Annotated in this window: 13 protein-coding genes; 5 read left to right on the forward strand and 8 right to left on the reverse strand. The window is 63.2% G+C overall.

All coding sequences use genetic code 11. The features are described 5' to 3' along the window. Positions 1–78 precede the first annotated feature (78 nt). Positions 79–549: a MaoC family dehydratase gene (locus ACNFCH_RS17765; protein WP_043209315.1), complete on the reverse strand. Its 471-nt coding sequence runs from the start codon at positions 547–549 to the stop codon at positions 79–81. 36 nt (positions 550–585) lie between these two features. Next, positions 586–1,530 (reverse strand): lysophospholipase, encoded by a 945-nt coding sequence (locus tag ACNFCH_RS17770; protein WP_337159890.1) that lies wholly within the window; start codon positions 1,528–1,530, stop codon positions 586–588. 213 nt (positions 1,531–1,743) lie between these two features. Here ACNFCH_RS17770 and fadD2 point away from each other — a divergent pair, with 213 nt between their 5' ends. Together fadD2 and fadD1 are read left to right on the forward strand one after the other, a co-directional pair. Further along, positions 1,744–3,432 carry a long-chain-fatty-acid--CoA ligase FadD2 gene (gene fadD2 / locus ACNFCH_RS17775; protein WP_337159892.1) on the forward strand — a complete coding sequence of 563 codons (1,689 nt, stop codon included), beginning with the start codon at positions 1,744–1,746 and terminating at the stop codon, positions 3,430–3,432. A 292-nt stretch (positions 3,433–3,724) separates the two neighbouring features. After that, entirely contained in the window at positions 3,725–5,422 is a 1,698-nt protein-coding gene (gene fadD1 / locus ACNFCH_RS17780; RefSeq protein WP_070093246.1) for a long-chain-fatty-acid--CoA ligase FadD1, read from the forward strand. A gap of 92 nt (positions 5,423–5,514) precedes the next feature. On the opposite strand, the gene ACNFCH_RS17785 is transcribed toward fadD1, so the two are convergent. Both ACNFCH_RS17785 and ACNFCH_RS17790 read right to left on the reverse strand, forming a co-directional pair. Beyond that, positions 5,515–6,822, reverse strand: a complete 1,308-nt coding sequence (locus ACNFCH_RS17785; protein WP_416743223.1) for an NAD(P)/FAD-dependent oxidoreductase — start codon at positions 6,820–6,822, stop codon at positions 5,515–5,517. 26 nt (positions 6,823–6,848) lie between these two features. After that, complete coding sequence (locus ACNFCH_RS17790) at positions 6,849–8,213, reverse strand: glutamine synthetase family protein (RefSeq protein WP_416743224.1); 1,365 nt, start codon at positions 8,211–8,213, stop codon at positions 6,849–6,851. A 508-nt stretch (positions 8,214–8,721) separates the two neighbouring features. Here ACNFCH_RS17790 and hrpA point away from each other — a divergent pair. Both hrpA and ACNFCH_RS17800 read left to right on the forward strand, forming a co-directional pair. Beyond that, positions 8,722–12,627, forward strand: coding sequence for an ATP-dependent RNA helicase HrpA (gene hrpA / locus ACNFCH_RS17795; protein WP_416743225.1), 3,906 nt, complete (start codon positions 8,722–8,724; stop codon positions 12,625–12,627). Between the two features lie 218 nt (positions 12,628–12,845). Then, positions 12,846–13,967: a beta-ketoacyl-ACP synthase III gene (locus tag ACNFCH_RS17800; RefSeq protein ID WP_416743226.1), complete on the forward strand. Its 1,122-nt coding sequence runs from the start codon at positions 12,846–12,848 to the stop codon at positions 13,965–13,967. 201 nt (positions 13,968–14,168) lie between these two features. Here ACNFCH_RS17800 and ACNFCH_RS17805 read toward each other — a convergent pair whose 3' ends face one another. Continuing rightward, entirely contained in the window at positions 14,169–15,413 is a 1,245-nt protein-coding gene (locus ACNFCH_RS17805; protein WP_043209330.1) for a putative porin, read from the reverse strand. Between the two features lie 253 nt (positions 15,414–15,666). Between ACNFCH_RS17805 and ACNFCH_RS17810 the strand changes: the two genes are divergently transcribed. Next, positions 15,667–16,794, forward strand: coding sequence for a GNAT family N-acetyltransferase (locus tag ACNFCH_RS17810; RefSeq protein ID WP_337159899.1), 1,128 nt, complete (start codon positions 15,667–15,669; stop codon positions 16,792–16,794). A gap of 62 nt (positions 16,795–16,856) precedes the next feature. Here the strand turns inward: ACNFCH_RS17810 and ACNFCH_RS17815 are convergent, their stop codons facing one another. The 3 genes from ACNFCH_RS17815 to ACNFCH_RS17825 form a co-directional block, all read right to left on the reverse strand. Further along, positions 16,857–18,689, reverse strand: coding sequence for an ABC transporter ATP-binding protein (locus ACNFCH_RS17815; protein WP_416743227.1), 1,833 nt, complete (start codon positions 18,687–18,689; stop codon positions 16,857–16,859). Between the two features lie 62 nt (positions 18,690–18,751). Continuing rightward, the gene (locus ACNFCH_RS17820) at positions 18,752–19,309 is read right to left on the reverse strand and encodes a peptidylprolyl isomerase (protein ID WP_196164762.1); all 558 of its coding nucleotides are present in this window, start codon (positions 19,307–19,309) and stop codon (positions 18,752–18,754) included. Then, on the reverse strand, positions 19,303–20,115 hold the full coding sequence (locus ACNFCH_RS17825; RefSeq protein ID WP_416743228.1) for an alpha/beta fold hydrolase: 813 nt from the start codon (positions 20,113–20,115) through the stop codon (positions 19,303–19,305). Before ACNFCH_RS17825 ends, ACNFCH_RS17820 begins: the two co-directional genes overlap by 7 nt. Between the last annotated feature and the right edge of the window lie 2 nt (positions 20,116–20,117).

The following is a 20,117-nucleotide window of genomic DNA, read 5'->3' on the forward strand; positions in this document are numbered from 1 at the left end:
AGGTAAACCCGCTTTCAGGGCTGCGCAGGCCCTGTAGGAGCGGGTTTATCCGCGAAGGCGTATTGTCGACGGGCTCTGTCAGCTGGCAACGAAGTTCGGCGGGCTGACCAATTCGACGGTCTGCTGCTTGCGTGGAGCCAGGATCTCGGCCACGCCTTCGACCACCAGCTCGTCGTTCTGGTTGTAGACGTTGGTGGCGATGCGCACCTTGAACTTAGGCAGCTTCTCGAGAATCTCCAGGCGGACGGTCAGGGTGTCGCCGATCTTCACTGGCTTCTGGAAGCTCATCTGCTGGCCCAGGTAGATGGTGCCGGGGCCTGGCAAAGTGCAGGCAACGGCGGCACTGATCAGCGCACCGCTGAACATGCCATGGGCGATACGCTCGCGGAACATGCTCTTGGCGGCGAATTCGGCGTCCAGGTGTACCGGGTTGTGGTCACCGGACATCGCGGCGAACAGCTGGATGTCGCGTTCTTCCACGGACTTTTCATAGCTGGCTTTCTGCCCGACTTCGAGGGCTTCGTAGGGCGTGTTGGTGACCTGGGACATCGGGGCTTCCTTAAAGGGCGGACGAGGAAGTGTACATCATTCACTGCGGGCAGGGCGGCCAAGGGCCAGCGCCTGTTCCAGCCAGCCGAGGATATCGGCGGTGACCTCGTCACGGTTGGTTTCGTTGAGCACTTCGTGCCGCGCCGCGGGGTACAGGCGCAACTGCACATGGCGATTGCCGGTCGCGCGCAGGGCGTCGGCCAGACTCTTCAGACGCTTGCCGGCACTGACCGGATCACATTCACCGCCGATCACCAGAATTGGCAGATTCGGGTCGATCTGCGCAAGGTTCCTGGGCCGGCTGATCTGTGCCAGGCCCTGGAGCAGGTCGATCCACAGCTGGTTGCAACAGCGAAAACCGCACAGGGGGTCGGCGATGTACTTGTCGACTTCGTCGGCATCGCGGCTGAGCCAGTCGAAGGGCGTGCGGTTGGGCTTGAAGGCCTTGTTGAATGAGCCGAAGGACAGCCATTCGATCAGTGCGCTCTTGCCCAGATACCCCTGGCGCCAGGTTTCCAGGCGTGCGATCAGCGCGGCGGTGCGGTAGAGCAGCGGCGGCTGAAAGTTGGAACCGCTGAGCACAGCGCCCTGGAGGCTGGCGCTGTGGTGCAGCAGATAGGCCTGGGCGATGTAGCTGCCCATGCTGTGGCCGAACAGGAACAGCGGCGTGCCGGGAAACTGCTGGCCGATGTGCTGGGCCAGTAGCCCCAGGTCGTTGACCACGGTGTTCCAGCCATGATGACGAGCGAACAGGCCAAGATTGCCGAGCTCCGCTGTGCGGCCATGGCCTCGCAGGTCCGGGGCGAGCAGGGCGAAACCTGCGTCGGTCAGGGCATGCCCCAGGCGCTGGTAGCGGCCGGCGTGCTCGGCCATGCCGTGGGCCAGCAGCACCACGGCCTTGACCGGCGTTGTCGGCAGCCACTGATGGACATATAGGCTGCAATGCTCGCTGGCAGGCAGCCAGAAGGCGTCATGGGGCATGGCGAGTCCTTGGCTCATGGGTTGCAGACAGTGTATGCCCAATGGACCCGATTGCAGGAAGGGCACAAATAAGATTCACAATGTTAATGGCGGCACTTGGCGTATATGCCGTCTCTTGCTTACCTGCTAACGTCGATCCAACGCCTTCCTGCCCGCTCGCGAGCCTGGGGCAGGCAGGTCAGGGACAGCGCATGGCAGAGGAACAACAACAAGATGCAAGCCGACTTCTGGAATGACAAACGCCCGGCGGGCGTGCCTTCCTCCCTCGAAATCACTGCTTATCAATCGGTCGTCGACGTGTTCGAGCGCTCCTGCAAGCGCTTCGCCGACCGGCCGGCCTTCAGCAACCTGGGCGTGACCCTCAGCTACCACGACCTCGAGCGCTATAGCGCTGCCTTCGCCGCCTGGCTGCAACAGCACACCGACCTCGTGCCCGGCGATCGCATCGCGGTGCAGATGCCCAACGTCCTGCAATACCCCATCGCCGTATTCGGCGCGATGCGCGCCGGGCTGATCGTGGTCAACACCAACCCACTCTACACCGAGCGCGAAATGCGCCATCAGTTCAAGGATTCCGGTGCCCGCGCCCTGGTTTACCTGAACATGTTCGGCCAGCGGGTGCAGCAGGTGCTGGGCGACACCGACATCGAGTACCTGATCGAGGCGAAGATGGGCGACCTGCTGCCGGCCGCCAAGGGCTGGCTGGTCAATACCGTGGTCGACAAAGTGAAGAAGATGGTGCCGGCCTACCGGCTGCCGCAGGCCGTATCGTTCAAGCAGGTGCTGCGCCAGGGACGGGCAGAGCAGCCCACGCCGGTGCCCCTGAACCTGGATGATGTCGCCGTGCTGCAGTACACCGGCGGCACCACCGGCTTGGCCAAGGGCGCGATGCTCACTCATGGAAACCTGGTGGCCAACATGCTGCAGGTGCTGGCCTGTTTCTCCCAGCACGGCCCGGATGGGCAGAAGCTGATCAAGGACGGCCAAGAGGTGATGATCGCTCCGTTGCCGCTGTACCACATCTATGCCTTCACCGCGAACTGCATGTGCATGATGGTCACCGGCAACCACAACGTGCTGATCACCAATCCCCGGGACATTCCCGGCTTCATCAAGGAGCTGGGCAAATGGCGCTTCACTGGCTTGCTCGGTTTGAACACCCTGTTCGTCGCCCTGATGGACCACCCCGGCTTCAAGTCCCTGGATTTTTCCGCGCTCAAGGTCACCAACTCCGGAGGCACGGCCTTGGTCAAGGCCACGGCCGAACGCTGGGAGAGCCTGACGGGCTGTCGCATCGTCGAGGGCTACGGCCTCACCGAGACTTCCCCGGTCGCCAGCACCAACCCCTATGGCTCGCTGGCGCGCCTGGGGACCGTGGGTATCCCGGTGCCGGGCACTGCGTTCAAGGTCATCGATGATGAGGGCAATGAGCTGCCCCTGGGCGAGCGGGGCGAGCTGTGCATCAAGGGGCCGCAGGTAATGAAAGGCTACTGGCGCCAACCCGAGGCCACCGCACAGACGCTGGATGTCGACGGCTGGCTCAAGACGGGCGATATCGCCGTGATCGACCCGGATGGCTTCACCCGTATCGTCGACCGCAAGAAGGACATGATCATCGTCTCGGGTTTCAACGTCTATCCCAACGAAATCGAGGACGTGATCATGGGGCATCCCAAGGTCGCCAACTGCGCGGCCATTGGCGTGCCCGACGAGCGCTCCGGCGAAGCGGTGAAGCTGTTCGTGGTGCCCAGAGAGGCGGGCTTGAGCGTTGAGGAGCTCAAGGCGTACTGCAAGGCAAACTTCACCGGCTACAAGGTGCCCAAACACATTGTGTTGCGCGAGTCGCTGCCCATGACCCCGGTGGGCAAGATTCTGCGTCGCGAGCTGCGGGATATCGCCTGATTTTCACGCAGGCTTCTTCGAGCGGCAGAATAGGGTGGTTATAAACCGCTCTATCCTGCCGTTTTCGGCTTGAATTGCGACGTTTTGGATAAATACTCTAAAAATGACCGGTACATTTCTTTGAGTCATTTTTGTGACCGTGCGGGCCGATTTGGGCTCTAGGCGACCCCTGGCAAAGCTGTTACTCTCGGCGCGTTTTCAGATGATCCGGTTTGCAATGAGCCGTCATCCCATATCAATAATAAACGCGTAATGCGTGACGAATTCGCTGTTGCTGAAGGAGCGGGCTTCCATGATCGAAAACTTTTGGAAGGATAAGTACCCAGCCGGGATAACGGCGGAAATCAATCCTGACGAGTTCCCCAACATCCAGGCGGTGCTCAAGCAATCCTGCCAACGCTTTGCCGACAAACCGGCCTTTAGCAACCTGGGCAAGACCCTCACCTATGGTGAGCTGTACACCCTGTCGGGCGCCTTTGCCGCCTGGCTTCAACAGCATACCGACCTCAAGCCCGGTGACCGCATTGCCGTGCAACTGCCCAATGTCCTGCAATACCCCGTGGCCGTGTTCGGTGCCATGCGCGCAGGCCTGATCGTGGTCAACACCAACCCGCTCTACACCGCGCGGGAGATGGAGCACCAGTTCAACGACTCTGGCGCCAAGGCCCTGGTGTGCCTGGCCAACATGGCGCACCTGGCCGAAAAGGTGGTGCCCAAGACCCAGGTCAAACACGTCATCGTCACCGAAGTGGCCGACTTGCTGCCACCGCTCAAGCGCCTGTTGATCAACAGCGTGATCAAGTACGTGAAGAAGATGGTGCCGGCCTATAACCTGCCGGGCGCCGTACGCTTCAACGATGCCTTGGCGCTTGGCAAGGGCGGTGCAGTGACCGAGGCCAATCCGCAACCGAACGACGTTGCGGTGCTGCAGTATACCGGCGGTACCACCGGGGTTGCCAAGGGCGCCATGCTGACCCACCGCAACCTGGTGGCCAACATGCTGCAATGCCGCGCCCTGATGGGGGCGAACCTGCAGGAAGGCTGCGAGATCCTCATTACCCCGCTGCCGCTGTACCACATCTATGCCTTTACCTTCCATTGCATGGCGATGATGCTGATCGGCAACCACAACGTGTTGATCAGCAACCCCCGCGACCTGTCGGCCATGGTCAAGGAACTGGGCAAGTGGAAGTTCAGCGGCTTCGTTGGCCTCAATACCCTGTTCGTTGCCCTGTGCAACAACGACGCCTTCCGCGCCTTGGACTTTTCAGCCCTGAAAATCACCCTCTCCGGCGGCATGGCTCTGCAATTGAGCGTAGCCGAGCGCTGGAAGACCGTTACCGGCTGCGCGATCTGCGAAGGCTACGGCATGACCGAGACCAGCCCGGTCGCGGCGGTCAACCCCGCCGAGGCCAATCAGGTCGGGACCATCGGCATTCCGGTGCCGTCGACCCTGTGCAAGGTGATCGATGACAGCGGCCGCGAGCTGGGCCTGGGCGAGGTCGGTGAGCTATGCGTCAAGGGCCCGCAAGTGATGAAGGGGTATTGGCAGCGCGAAGAGGCCACCGCCGAAATCCTCGACCAGGACGGTTGGCTGAAGACGGGCGATATCGCGGTCATCCAGCCCGATGGCTACATGCGCATCGTCGACCGCAAGAAGGACATGATTCTGGTTTCGGGCTTCAACGTTTATCCGAACGAGCTCGAAGACGTCCTCGCCAGCCTGCCGGGTGTGCTGCAGTGCGCGGCGATCGGCGTGCCGGACGAAAAGTCGGGCGAAGTGATCAAGATGTTCATCGTGGTCAAGCCGGGCATGACCCTGACCAAAGAGCAGGTGATGGAGCACATGCGCGCCAACGTCACCGGTTACAAAGTCCCTCGCCATATCGAGTTCCGCGATGCGCTGCCGACCACCAACGTTGGCAAGATCCTACGCCGCGAGCTGCGTGATGAAGAGCTCAAGAAGCAGGGCCTGAAGAAGATCGCCTGAGGTCATCGAGCCAGGGCTGCATCGCAGCCCTCTGCTCACAAGGCATTGGATTCCAGGGCCGCTGCGCGGCCCATCGCAATAGCCCCAAGAGATCAGCGCAGTTTCTCGAGCATCTGGTAGTACCACATCCCCGCCGCCAACAGCGGATTGCCCAGCAAGTCCCCCATCGGCACCTTGATGTGCTTGCACGCCGCGAAGGTGTCGAACTTTTCCAGTGTCCCAGTCAGCGCCTCGGCCATGATTTCGCCCATGATGTGGCTGGTGGCGATGCCGTGCCCGGAGTAACCCTGGCAGTACCAGACGTTGTCCGACAGCTTGCCCAATTGCGGGATGCGGTTGACCACGATGCCCATGGCGCAACTCCACTTGAACTCGATCGGCACCCCTTTGAGCGCCGGGAACGTGCGCTCGATGCACGGGCGCAGTTCGGCTTCGATGTCTCGCGAATCCTTGCCCGAATAGTTGGCGCCGCCACCGAACAGCAGGCGCTTGTCGGCAGTCAGGCGATAATAGTCGAGGACGAAACGGCAGTCGTACACCGCCAGGTCCTGGGGGTTGATCTGGTCGGCCAGCGCGCCCAGTGGCGCGGTGGTGACGATGCCGCCCATGGCCGGGAAGATCTTGCCTTTGAGCTGGCGCTTTTCCAGCTTGTGATAGACATCGCCGGCCAGCAGCACCTGGCGCGCCTCGATCCGGCCTCGGGCGGTGACCACCGCCGGACGCGGCCCATGGACGATCTCCAGCACCTCGGAATTCTCGAACACCAGCGCACCCAGGCCATGGGCCGCCCGGGCCTCGCCCAGGCACAGGTTGAGCGGGTGCAGGTGCAGGTTGCGGCGGTTCTTGAGTGCGCCCAGGTACAACGGGCTTTGCAGGTGTTCGCCGACCGCATTGCGATCGAGCAACTGCACCAGGTCGCCCATGCCACGGCGCTGGGCTTCATCGTAGCTCGCTTGCAGCTCGTTCATGTGAGACGGCTTCATTGCCGCGTGCAGGTGCCCGCGCTTGAGGTCGCAGTCGATGCCGTAGCGCTGCACGCGCCGCTCGATGATCTCGTGACCCCGCCAACGCAGGTGCCAGATGAAGTCATCCACCTGCTCACCCAGGCGATTGCGCATCTGCGTGCGCATGGCTTCATCGCCCGACAAACTGCCGGTGACCTGGCCGCCGTTGCGTCCGCTGGCGCCCCAGCCGATGCGGTTGGTTTCGACGATGGCGACCTTCAGGCCGCGCTCGGCCAGCTCCACGGCGGTGGCGACGCCCGTAAAGCCACCGCCGATGATGGCGACGTCGACCTGCTCGGTTCCCGTCAGGGTCGGGTATTGGGTCGGGTCGTTGAGAGTGGCGGTGTAATAGGACGGCGCGCGCTGGGCCGGTCCGTTGTTCACTGCTGCATTCATGTTCGTTCCTTACTGTGAATAGGGGCTCAGGCCTGGTGCAGGTACCAGCGCCAGTCCTGCTCGCCGACTTCGGCCATGAACTGGCGATACTCGGCGCGCTTGACCTTCAGGTAGACGCCAAGGAAGGCCTCGCCGAGGGCCTCCCGAGCCCAGACCGAGTGCTCCAGGGCGTCGAGGGCGGTGAGCCACTCGGTGGGCAGGTGTTCCTTGGCCTGGGCATAGCCATTGCCTTCGACCGGTGCGCCGGGATCGAGCTGTTCGCGCACGCCCCGGTGGGCGGCGGCGAGGATCGCAGCTGCAGCGAGATAGGGGTTGGCGTCGGCGCCACAGATGCGGTGCTCCACATGCCGGCTGTTGGCAGGCCCGCCCGGTACGCGCAGGCTCACGGTGCGGTTGTCCACGCCCCAGGTGGGCGCCAGCGGCGCATAGCTGTTGGCCTGGAATCGCCGGTAAGAGTTGGCGTTGGGGCAGAACAGCAACAGCGACTCGCGCAGGTGGCGCAACATGCCACCTACCGCCTGACGCAGCAGCGGGGTGCCGGCGGGGTCATCGCTGGCGAACAGGTTGCGGCCTTCGGCATCGGCCAGGCTCAAGTGCATGTGCATGCCGGTGCCGGCCAGGTGGGCGAAGGGTTTGGCCATGAAGCAGGCCTGCATGCCGTGGGCATGGGCGATGCCCTTGACCAGGCGCTTGTAGCGCACGGCCTGGTCCATGGCCTGTAGCGCATCGCCGTGTTCCAGGGTGATTTCCACCTGGCCCGGCGCATATTCGGAGATGGCCGTGCGTGCCGGAATGCCCTGGGCCTTGCAGGCGGCATAAAGGTCGGCGAGAAACGGCTCGATCTGCTCCAGCTCGCGCAGGCCATAGACCTGGGTCGTGCGGGGGCGGCCACCGTCGTTGTCCAGTGCCGGTTGCGGACGGCCTTGGGCATCGCGCTGCTGGTCGAGCAGGTAGAACTCCAGTTCGCAGGCCATCACTGGGTGATAGCCGTCGGCCTTGAGCGCATCGAGTGTGCGAATCAGTACATGGCGCGGATCGGCGACGCTGGCGGGCAGCCCTTGGCTGGGGTGCATGCTGACTTGCACGGCTGCGGTCGGCACGCGCCGCCAGGGCAGGCGCACCAGGCTGTCTTCCAGGGGGTAGGCGCGGCAGTCGATGTCGCCGACATCCCAGACCAGGCCTGAGTTTTCCACATCGTCGCCATTCAAGGTCAGGCCCAGGATGGTGCTGGGCAGCGGGCGACCGCTTTCATAAACGGCAAGCAGTTCGTCGCGGTGAAGCAGCTTGCCGCGGGGCACGCCGTTGGCATCGAGGATGAACAGCTCGAACAGTTCGATATCGGGGTTGTCGGCCAAAAAACGGCGGGCTTGCTCGGGGTGTGCAAAGTGCATGGTGTTCGCTCGCGCCCGCAGGCGCACAGGACCGGCCGCAGGTGGGCGGCGAGTCGGGCTGATTGATGTCGGCCGGGGATGGCCGAAGCTGGATCAGTGAGACGCGAACGAAGTATCCGGTGGGCGAGCGTGGCGGCAGTGCCACAGGGCCCAGAAGGCGAGGATGACATGTACCAGCGGGTTTTCGCCGGCGCGGGCCCGGGCCTTGGGAAGGGTGGGGCGCGCATTGCTCGGTGGGCAGGTCATCGGTGGATACTCACATGGGGCGTAAGGTTGATTAAAGCAGTGAATGGCAACCTTCATTCCGTGATTGGCTAAACATTGATGCCGGCCTCTTCGCGGCAAACCCGCTTTCCAGGTACCGCTCAGCATTCAAGCCCTTATGTTTGGGTTTGCCCGCGAAGAGGCCGGCATAGGCAGCAGAGAACCGGCAAATCTGCGACAATCGCCCGACTTTCCGAATGCCGATCATGAAAAAGCAGGCTCACCTGCATCATCAAAAAGCCCCATGACAGACCACGCCATCGATCAACTGCTGAAGAACCTCGACCACGCCATGATCGCCGACCGCCATCGGCTGCGGCGGCAACTGCACGAGCTGCGCAAGCGCCCCGACGAGGCCAAGCTTGCCCAATGGGTGGAACGGGTCCAGGCGTCCTGTGCCCAGGTTGTCGCGCGTCAGCACAGCGTGCCGCGCATCCGCTACGACGACAGTCTGCCGATCGCTGCCAAGCGTGATGAGATCAAGAAAGCCCTGGCCGAGCACCAGGTTCTGGTGATTGCCGGCGAGACCGGTTCGGGCAAGACCACCCAGTTGCCGAAGATCTGCCTTGAAATGGGTCGCGGCCAACATGGCCTGATCGCCCATACCCAGCCCCGACGGATCGCCGCACGCAGCGTCGCGGCACGGGTGGCCGAGGAGATTGGCACACCGCTGGGCGCTCTGGTGGGCTACCAGGTGCGTTTCGAGGACCAGAGCGATGCGGGCACCCTGGTCAAGCTGATGACTGACGGTATCCTGCTGGCCGAGACCCAGCACGATCGTTTCCTCGAACGCTACGACACGATCATCGTCGACGAAGCCCACGAGCGCAGCCTGAACATCGACTTTTTGCTCGGCTACCTCAAGACCCTGCTGCACCGACGCCCGGATCTGAAACTGATCATCACCTCGGCGACCATCGACCTAGAGCGGTTCTCCCAGCATTTCGATGGCGCCCCGATCATCGAGGTGTCCGGTCGTACCTTCCCGGTGGAAACTTGGTATCGCCCGCTGACCAGCGAACAGGACGAGGAAGGCAACCGGGTCGAGGACGATCTGACCGTCGACCAGGCGATCCTCGCCACCCTCGACGAGCTGGCCCATCACGAGCGCAGCGAAGGCAAGGGCCCAGGCGATGTGCTGGTGTTCTTGCCGGGCGAGCGGGAGATCCGCGATGCCGCCGAGATCCTGCGCAAGGCCCAGTTGCGCCACACCGAGATCCTGCCGTTGTATGCGCGCCTGACGCCGGCCGAGCAGCAGAAGATCTTCCAGCCCCATACCGGGCGCCGGGTGGTGCTGGCCACCAACGTTGCCGAAACCTCCCTGACCGTGCCGGGCATCCGCTACGTGATCGACAGCGGCACCGCGCGTATCAGCCGCTACAGCTACCGCGCCAAGGTCCAGCGCCTGCCGATCGAGGCGGTCTCCCAGGCCAGCGCCAACCAGCGCAAGGGCCGATGCGGCCGGGTCGAGCCGGGCATCTGCGTGCGTCTGTACAGCGAAGAGGACTTCAACGCACGTCCCGCCTTCACCGATCCGGAGATCCTGCGGACCAACCTGGCCGCGGTGATCCTGCAGATGCTGCACCTGCGCCTGGGGGCGATCGATGCGTTTCCGTTCATCGAGCCGCCAGATGGCAAGGCCATCAGCGATGGTTTCAACCTGTTGCAGGAGCTCTCGGCGGTCAACCGCGAGAACCAACTGACGCCTCTGGGCCGCCAGCTGGCGCGCTTGCCGATCGACCCGCGCCTGGGGCGCATGTTGCTCGAGGGGGCTCGCCAAGGCAGCCTGCAGGAAGTGCTCATCGTCGCCAGCGCCCTCTCGGTGCAGGATCCGCGCGAACGCCCACCGGAGCGCCAGCAGGCTGCCGACCAGGCCCACGCCCTGTGGAAGGACCCCGACTCCGACTTCGCCGCCTTGGTCAACCTGTGGCGTGGGTTCGAGGAGCAGCGCCAGGCGCTGACCGCCAACCCGCTGCGCAACTGGTGCCGCAAGCATTTCCTCAACTACCTGCGCCTGCGCGAGTGGCGTGATGCCCATCGCCAGCTGGCGCTGATCTGCCGCGATCTGCAACTGGCGATCAACAAGGAACCGGCGGATTTCCCGCGCATGCACAAGGCCATTCTCAGCGGCCTGCTCAGCCAGATCGGCCACAAGACCGAAGAGGGCGACTACCAGGGCGCGCGCCAGCGGCGCTTCTGGATTCACCCGTCCTCGGGCATTGGCCGCAAGCGCCCGCACTGGGTCATGGCCGCCGAACTGGTGGAGACCACCAAGCTCTACGCGCGCATGGTGGCCAAGATCGAGCCGGACTGGATCGAGCCGCTGGCCACGCACTTGGTCAAGAAGAACCACTTCGAGCCGCACTGGGAGAAAAAGCGTGGCCAGGTGGTGGCCTACGAGCAGATCACCCTCTACGGGTTGATCCTGGTCGGTCGCCGACCGGTGCATTTCGGCCCGATCGATCCGGTGGTTTCGCGCGAGCTGTTCATCCGCGAGGGCCTGGTCGGGGGCGAGATCCAGTCGCGGGCCAAGTGCCTGGCGGCCAACAAGCGCCTGCTCGAGCAGCTCGACGAGCTGGAGGCCAAGGCCCGTCGACGCGACATCCTGGCGGACGAAGAAACGCTGTACGCCTTCTATGAAGCGCGGCTGCCGGCAGAGATCCACCAGACCGCGACCTTCGACAGCTGGTACCGGATCAACAGTCAGAAAGACCCAAACCTGCTGATCATGCGCGAAGAGGACGTGCTGGCCCGGGAGGCCAGTGAAGTCACCGCCGCGCAGTATCCGGACAGCCTTCAAATCGGCGCGCTGCGCCTGCCGCTGACCTATCACTTCGAGCCAGGCCACCCGCGAGATGGCGTCACTGTGCGGGTGCCGGCACCGCTGCTGCCGAACCTGCCGGGCGAGCGCCTGGAATGGCTGGTGCCAGGGTTGCTGGAGGCCAAGTGCGTGGCCCTGGTGCGCAACCTGCCGAAGGCCCTGCGCAAGAACTTCGTCCCGGTGCCGGACTTCGTCAAGGCCGCCCTGGCGCGCATGACCTTCGGTGAGGGGGCCTTGCCCCAGTCGTTGGGTCAGGAGTTGCTGCGCATGACGGGCGCCCGGGTGTCCGATGAGGCCTGGACGGAAGCTGCCGGTCTGGTCGAGGGCCACCTGCGCATGAACATCGAGGTGGTCGATGGCCAGGGCAAGTTCCTCGGCGAAGGCCGTGACCTGGCCGAGCTGACGGCGCGGTTCGCTGCCGCGAGTCAGGCGGCATTGGCCATGCCGCGCAACGACAAGGCCGAGCAGCCGGTGCAGGCCAAGGCGTTCTCTCAAGTGGCGCAAACGGCCCAGCAGAAGATCGCTGGCCTGTCGTTGACGGTCTACCCGGCGCTGGTGGAGGAAGCCGGTGCCGTGCGTGAGGGGCGCTTCTCGACTCAGGCCGAGGCCGAGTTCCAGCATCGCCGTGCCTTGCAGCGACTGTTGCTGCAACAGCTGGCCGAGCCAGCCAAGTTTCTGCGGGGCAAGTTGCCGGGGCTGACCGAGCTGGGCTTGCTATACCGCGAGTTGGGACGTGTCGAGGCCTTGGTGGAGGACATTCTGCTGGCCAGCCTGGACAGTTGCATCCTCGAAGGCGAGGCGTCGCTGCCACGGGACGGCGCAGCCCTGGCAGGGCTTGCCGAGCGCAAGCGTGGCAGTTGGGCCGAGCATGCCGAGCGCCTGGCTCGCCAGACCCTGGAAGTGCTCAAGCTGTGGCACGGCCTGCAAAAGCGCTTCAAGGGCAAGATCGACCTGAGCCAGGCGGTGGCGCTGAACGACATCAAGCAGCAGCTGGCCAACCTGGTCTATCCGGGCTTTGTCCGTGAAACGCCGGCAGTGTGGTTCAAGGAGTTGCCGCGCTACCTCAAGGCGGTGGAACTTCGCCTGGAGAAACTTGGCGCCCAGGTGCAGAAGGACCGTGTCTGGAGTGGCGAGCTGGCCAATCTGTGGGCGCAATACAAAGCCCGGGCCGACAAGCATGCTCAAGAGGGCAAGCGTGACGAGCAACTGACCGTTTACCGCTGGTGGCTGGAGGAATACCGGGTGTCGTTGTTCGCCCAGCAGTTGGGGACCAAAGTGCCAGTTTCCGACAAACGATTGAGCAAACAGTGGGGGCAGGTGGAAGCCTAAACCCCGGGAGATGTGGCAAACTTGTGGGAATTTGGGCCGCTGTGCGGCCCATTGCGGGACGCAACCGCCCCCACAGGTTCAGCGCTGTACTGCGTGGGTGCGGGTTTGCCTGTGATCGAGGGAGCAACCCTCGCCTACAAATTGGCACTAAAGTGCCATTATGTTGCCCTTTTTCGGCCAGCGCCGTGTGGTGATGGCCTTTGACCAGAGGAACGACCGTGCATAACGTCGTGATCAGCGGCACCGGCCTGTACACCCCGGCCCAGAGCATTTCCAACGAAGAACTGGTGGCTTCCTTCAACACCTGGGCCCAGCAGTTCAATCAAGACAACGCAGCCGCCATCGAGCGTGGCGATATCGAAGCCGCGCCGCTGTCGGATGCGGCCTTCATCGAGAAGGCTTCCGGTATCAAGAGTCGCTTCGTCATGGACAAGGCCGGCATCCTCGATCCGCAGCGCATGAAGCCGCGCCTGCCGGAGCGCTCCAACGACGAGCCATCGATCCTCTGCGAGATGGCCGTGGCAGCTGCCCGTCAGGCCCTGGAGCGGGCAGGTCGCACAGCGGCCGATGTCGACGGCGTGATCGTCGCTTGTTCCAATCTGCAGCGCCCATACCCGGCCATCTCCATCGAAGTGCAGCAGGCGCTGGGCATCCAGGGCTTTGCCTTCGACATGAACGTGGCCTGCTCCTCGGCCACCTTCGGCATCCAGACCGCCGCCAACAGCGTGCAACTGGGTCAGGCGCGTGCGGTGTTGATGGTCAACCCGGAGATCTGCACCGGCCACCTGAATTTCCGCGACCGCGACAGCCACTTCATCTTCGGTGACGCAGCCACTGCGGTGCTCATCGAGCGCGCCGACCAGGCCACCTCCGCGCACCAGTTCGACATTGTCAGCACCAAGCTGCTGACCCAGTTCTCCAACAACATCCGCAACAACTTTGGCTTCCTCAACCGCGCGGCGGAGGAGGGCATCGGTGCGCCGGACAAACTGTTCGTCCAAGAAGGCCGGAAGGTGTTCCGCGAGGTGTGCCCGATGGTCGCCGAGCTGATCGGCCAGCACCTGGGCGAGAACGGCTTGCAGCCCACCGACGTCAAGCGCTTCTGGCTGCACCAGGCGAACCTGAGCATGAACCACCTGATCGTCAAGAAGCTGGTCGGCCGTGATGTGGCCGAAGAGGACGCACCGGTGATTCTGGACCGTTACGCCAACACCAGTTCGGCGGGTTCGGTGATTGCGTTCCACCTGTACCAGGATGATCTGCCCAAGGGGGCGCTGGGTGTGCTGAGCTCGTTTGGCGCGGGTTATTCGATCGGTAGTGTGATCCTGCGTAAGCGTTGATTCTCGCAGCAACCGTGTAGGCCTCTTCGCGGGTAAACCCGCTCCCAGCAGCGCGGCGCTGCCCTTCAAGGGCGGCACTGTACCTGTGGGAGCGGGCTTGTCCCGCGAGGGGGCCGATGCATTTCTGGCAGGCGAAAAAAAGGCGGGAAGCGCCGGATGGGGTCGGCACTTCCCGCCTGAGCAACGCAAGGGAGCTTGCGCTTAGAACTTGGCCTCCAGGTCGACCTGCAGGGTGTCGACGTCGGCATCGCTGTTCGGCAGCTGGGACAGGTCGGTCTTGGCCATCAGGTAGGCCGCGCCCAGCGAGAAGTTCTTGTCGATTTCGTAACCGACCTTGAACTTGTGACCACGGGAACCGGTGTAGCCTGCACCGAAGTCGGAGTCGGTGAAGGCGCTGACCACTGCGTTACGCTGCACGTCGCGGTAGTTGTAGTCCAGGCTCCAGGCACCGAGCTTGGTCTTCAGACCGGCCAGCCAGGCCTTGTCTTCGCCATCGGTGCTTTCGGTGTTCTTCACGTACTGGCCGTAGGCGGACAGGGGGATGGCAAAGCCTGTGAAGTCGACCTGGCCAAAGCCTTCCACCAGGTTGAACTCGTTGGTGGTGTTGCCGAAGGCCTGCAGCGGGGCGGCGTCCTTATCGTTGTCGTAGCCGTAGATGCTGGTACCCACGGTGACCTTGACGGTGTCGGCGGCATTGAAGCGGGCGCCCAACTGACCGTGGTAGAGCTGCGCGTCGTGCTTGAACTGCACGCCTTCGCCATCGACGTTGTCCTTGAGGTTGTAGTGACCGGCGCTGCCGAACAGCTCGGCAGCGCCGAGGTCGGTCTTGTAGGTGACGGCCACGCCTTCGGGGTTGATGTCGCTGTCCCAGATGATGTCGCCCATGCTCACCCAAGGCTGCATCATCTTGCCGCCGATCAAGTGCAAGTTCGGCACGGCAGTGGGGTGCCAGTCGAGGTAGGCCAGGTCGACCCACAGCGATTTTTTCTCGAAGTAGTTGTCCAGGCTCTGGTTGGTGGAGCGGGCATCGGCGCTGCTGCCGGTGGCCACGCGCACACCGGCGTCGACCTGCGGGTTGATCTCGCTGTAGAAGCCGACACGGGCACGGACGCGCTCGCGGTCCTGGTTGGGGCTCTTGCGGTTGGGGTCGTCGACGTTGACGTCTTCGTAGCGCAGCCGCACGTCGCCCTTGATCTGGGTCTTGGCTGCCCAGGCGACTTTCTGTTCGAAGGAGCTCAGGCGCTCGGACTGGGCTTTCTGCTCTGCCTTTTCCTTGGTTTCCTTGGCCAGATCGGCCTGCAGTTCGTTGTACTGCGCCTGGTTGATCGAGCCGTTGGCGCGGAGCATTTCGAGCAGCTTGGCGTCGACTGCAGCACTGGCCGGAGCACTCAGTGCCAGCATCATGCCGGTGAGGCTGACTCCGGTAAGTGTAGAAACAAGACGCATAAGGTTCTCCCTGTTGGAAAAAAGTGGGGAGGCTTTAGCGCCCGCCCCCAAGTTGGCATGTCATCGGAAAAGGCCTGAATAGACAGGTCGCCGGGGTTCCGAAAAACAGGCGCAAGTATTGCGAGGGGGAATGACAGAATAATGTCTATTTAGTGGCACTGCGGTTAAGTGCGTGGGATCCAAACGCCCCTTCATTTGAGTGCTGGGCCCCACTTCCGGGATACTGGCCATCTCTTTGCAGCGAGTCGAAATCGTGACCAGCCTGTACAGCCTTGCTCATTTGCATGATCTGCCAGCGACGACCTGGGATGCCCTGGTGCCTGACGGCCAGCCCTTCCTGCGCCATGCCTTTCTGAGCGCCCTGGAAGACAGCGGCAGCGTTGCACCGGCCACGGGCTGGGCCGCCGAACATTTGGTGCTGGAGCGTGAAGGACAGGTACGCGCGGTCTTGCCGGCATATCGCAAATGGCATTCGTTCGGGGAGTACGTGTTCGACCAAGGGTGGGCCGATGCCTGCGAGCGTGCACGCATTCCCTATTACCCCAAGCTGCTCGGTGCGGTGCCTTTCAGCCCCGTGAGCGGCCCGCGCTTGCTGGCGGCAGACTGCGCCGATGGCCTGCTGTTGCTCCAGGCCATCCCTGAGTACCTGGTCAAGGGCGAGCTGTCAGGCGCTCATATCAACTTCACCGACAGTGCGCTGGATGAGCAGATCGCCCATATGCCGGGCTGGATGGAGCGTTTGGGCTGCCAGTTTCATTGGCACAATCATGGCTATCGGGACTTCCAGGATTTTCTCGATACCCTCAGTTCACGCAAGCGCAAGCAGATGCGCAAGGAGCGTGAGCAAGTGGCGGGGCAGGGGATCGACTTCCACTGGTACCGTGGCGATGAGCTAAGCCAAGTGCAGTGGGACTTCGTCTACCTGTGCTATGCCAACACCTACGCGGTGCGCCGCCGCACGCCCTACCTGACCCGTGACTTCTTCAGCCTGCTGGCCGAGCGCATGCCTGAAGCCGTGCGTGTGGTCATCGCGCGCCAGCAAGGGCGTGACGTGGCCATGGCCTTGAGCCTGGTCGGTGGCGACAGCCTCTTCGGCCGTTACTGGGGGTGCCTGGATGAGTTCGACCGGCTGCATTTCGAGACCTGTTTCTACCAGGGCATGGACTTCGCCATCCGCGAAGGGATGCAGCGGTTCGATGCCGGAGCCCAGGGGGAGCACAAACTGATCCGTGGGTTCGAGCCAGTGCTGACCCACTCCTGGCATTACCTGCTGCATCCAGGGTTACGCCGAGCGGTGGAGGATTTTCTCGAGCAGGAGCGCGCGGGGGTGAAGGCCTATGCCGAAGAGGCGCGGGGAATGTTGCCTTACCGCAAGGATTGAATCAGTGGCGCCCGACGTGGCCCATTCGCGGATTTACCCGCGAACAGGCTCAGACCTTCCGATCAATCCACGCCAACGAACCCGCCGGTCTGATGATGCCAGAGCCGTGCGTACAAGCCCCGCTGGGCCAGCAATTCGGCATGGGTGCCGCTCTCGACGATATGCCCTTTGTCCAGCACCACCAGGCGGTCCATGCGGGCGATGGTGGACAGGCGGTGGGCGATGGCGATCACCGTCTTGCCCTGCATGAGGGTTTCCAGACTTTCCTGGATCGCGGTCTCGACCTCTGAGTCCAGCGCCGAGGTGGCCTCGTCCATGATCAGGATGGGGGCGTTCTTGAGCAGTACCCGGGCAATGGCGATCCGTTGCCGCTGGCCGCCCGAGAGCTTGACCCCACGTTCGCCGACATGGGCATCGAAGCCGGTGCGCCCCTGGGCGTCGGAGAGCTGTGGGATGAACTCATCGGCCCGCGCCCGGCGCACGGCCTCCCAAACCTGCGCTTCGCTGGCGTCCGGACGGCCATAGAGCAGATTGTCGCGGATCGAGCGGTGCAGCAGCGAGGTGTCTTGGGTGATCATGCCGATCTGCGCGCGCAGGCTGGCCTGGTTGACCTCGGCGATGTCCTGGCCATCGATGGTGATACGCCCGCCTTGTACGTCGTACAGGCGCAGCAGCAGATTGACCAGGGTGGATTTCCCGGCCCCGGACGGGCCGATCAGGCCGATCTTCTCACCGGGGCGGATGTCCAGGCTCAGCCCTTCGATGACCTTGCTGCCCTTGCCATAGTGGAAGCTCACGTCATCGAAATGCACCGCGCCACGGCTGACCTTGAGCGCCGGTGCATTGGGCTTGTCGGTGACGCTGACCGGCTGGGCGATGGTCTGCAGGCCGTCCTGGACCATGCCGATGTTCTCGAAGATGCCGTTGACCACCCACATGATCCAGCCGGACATGTTGATGATGCGGATCACCAGGCCTGTGGCCAAGGCAATGGCGCCGACAGTGATCGACGACTGGCTCCACAGCCACAGGGCAAGGCCCGTGGTACCCACCACCAAAAGCCCGTTCAGGCCGGTGATGACCACGTCCATGCTGGTGACGACCCGTGCGGCCAGTTGGGTTTTCTCGGTCTGTTCGCTGATCGCTTCACGGGCATACTGTTGCTCGTAGTCGGTATGGGCGAACAGTTTGAGGGTCGCGATGTTGGTGTAGCCGTCGACGATCCGCCCCATCAGCTTGGAGCGGGCATCGGAGGAAATCACCGAACGCTCTTTGACCCGGGGGACGAAGTAGTAGAGCGCGGCGATGTAGCAGATGATCCAGGTCAGCAACGGCAGCATCAGGCGCCAATCGGCTTCGGCGAACAGCACCAGCGAGCTGATCGCATAGATCAGCACGTGCCACAGGGCATCCACGGCCTGGACGGCGGAGTCGCGCAGGGAGTTGCCGGTCTGCATGATGCGCTGGGCAATCCGCCCGGCGAAGTCGCTCTGGAAGAAATTCAGGCTCTGCTTGAGCACGTAGGTGTGGTTCTGCCAACGGATCAGGCTGGTCATGCCTGGACTGATGGTCTGGTGCACCAGCAGGTCGTGCAGGCCGAAGAACACGGGGCGCAGGACCAGGACCACCACCAGCATCCAGATGAGTTCGCCCCCGTGCAGGCTGAAGAACTCATTGCCTGGCGTGGCCTGGGCCAGGTCGATGATCCGGCTCAGGTAACTGAACATGGCCACTTCGATCAGGGCCGCTACCAGCCCGACGACCAGCAGGGCGAGAAAGCTGGGCCAGACCTGACGCAGGTAATAGAGGTAGAACGGCCATACCTTGCCGGGTGGCGCCTCGCTGGGCGCCTCGCGGAAGATGTCGATCAGTTGCTCGAAACGGCGGTACAGCATGATGGGCACACTCCTGTTCCATCCGACCCTCAGGCGGTTTCACGTCCTTGTGAGACCTTCGGTCAGTCGATGCGTTTGGCGGACTTGATGTACACAGGGTCCGCCGGCACGTCACGCATGCCTTGCTTGATGGTGGTAGGCGAATTGACGATCTGATCGACCACTTCCATGCCTTTGGTCACTTTGCCGAACACGGCGTAGCCACGGTCACGGCCTGGATTGAGGAAATCGTTGTCGGCCACGTTGATGAAGAACTGGCTGGTGGCCGAGTTCGGGTCCGAGGTGCGGGCCATGGCGAGGGTGCCGCGGGTGTTGGCCAGGCCATTGCTGGCTTCGTTGCGGATCGGGTCACGGGTCGGCTTTTGCACCATCCGGTCGGTGAAGCCGCCGCCCTGGGCCATGAAGCCCGGGATCACGCGGTGGAAGATGGTGTTGTTGTAGAAGCCGCTGTCGACGTACTCGAGGAAGTTCTTCGTGCTGATCGGCGCCTTCTCGGCATTGAGCTCGATTTCGACCTGGCCGAAGCTGGTGTCCAGCAGGACATGAGGGGTCTTGTCGGAGGCCATGACGCTGGTGGCGAAGGCGACCGAACAGGCGGTGAGCAGGAGTTTTTTCAGCATGGGCTCAAAGATCCTTGAGGGGTGGAGGCGGCTGCGAGAAAGCGCAGCAGGGTCTGGTTGAAGACCTCGGGTTGGTCCAGGGGCGTAGCGTGCCGGGAATCCTCGATGACCGCCAGTGTTGCCTGGGGCATCAGGGCGACATAGCGCTCCTTCAGTTGTATCGGGGTGTAATCATGGTCGGCGGCGATCACCAGCGTGGGACACTGGATCTGCCCGATGCGTTCCTGCACGCCCCAGTCGACGATGGCATCGAAGCTTTTGAGGTAGGCGCGCTTGTCGTTGCGTGCCCAGCGCTGGGCCATTTTATGGCGCAGATCGGTTTGTTCAGGCTTGGGAAACAGGCGTTCGGCCAGGCCTTTGCCGACGGTTTCGACGCTCAGGATCCGGGCCAGGCTCCAGCGCTTGATCCACCAGATCCAGTGGGCGACGGAGTTGCGCCTGACCTCGGGCGCGCTGTTGACGATACACAGGCTGCGCAGCCAGGTGGGGTGGTCGACGGCAAACTGAAAACCCACCATGCCCCCCATGGACAGGCCGACGAAGTGCACGGGGCCGGTGTGCAGGTGCTCCAGCAGTGCCAGCAGGTCGGCACTGAAAGTGGCGATCTGGTAACCGTCGCGAGGCTTGTCGGAGCGGCCGTGGCCACGGATGTCCAAGAGAATCACCCGGTAGTGCTGGCTCAGTTCCGGGACCTGCATCTCCCAGTCTTGGCAGCTGGAGCCCAGGCCGTGCAGCAGTACCAGGGGTTCGCCCTGGCCGTATTCCTCGTAATGCAGCGTGCATCCTTCGTGTTCGAAATAGGCCATGG

This window comes from Pseudomonas sp. NY15354, assembly GCF_048068075.1.
Taxonomy (GTDB): domain Bacteria; phylum Pseudomonadota; class Gammaproteobacteria; order Pseudomonadales; family Pseudomonadaceae; genus Aquipseudomonas; species Aquipseudomonas guariconensis_C.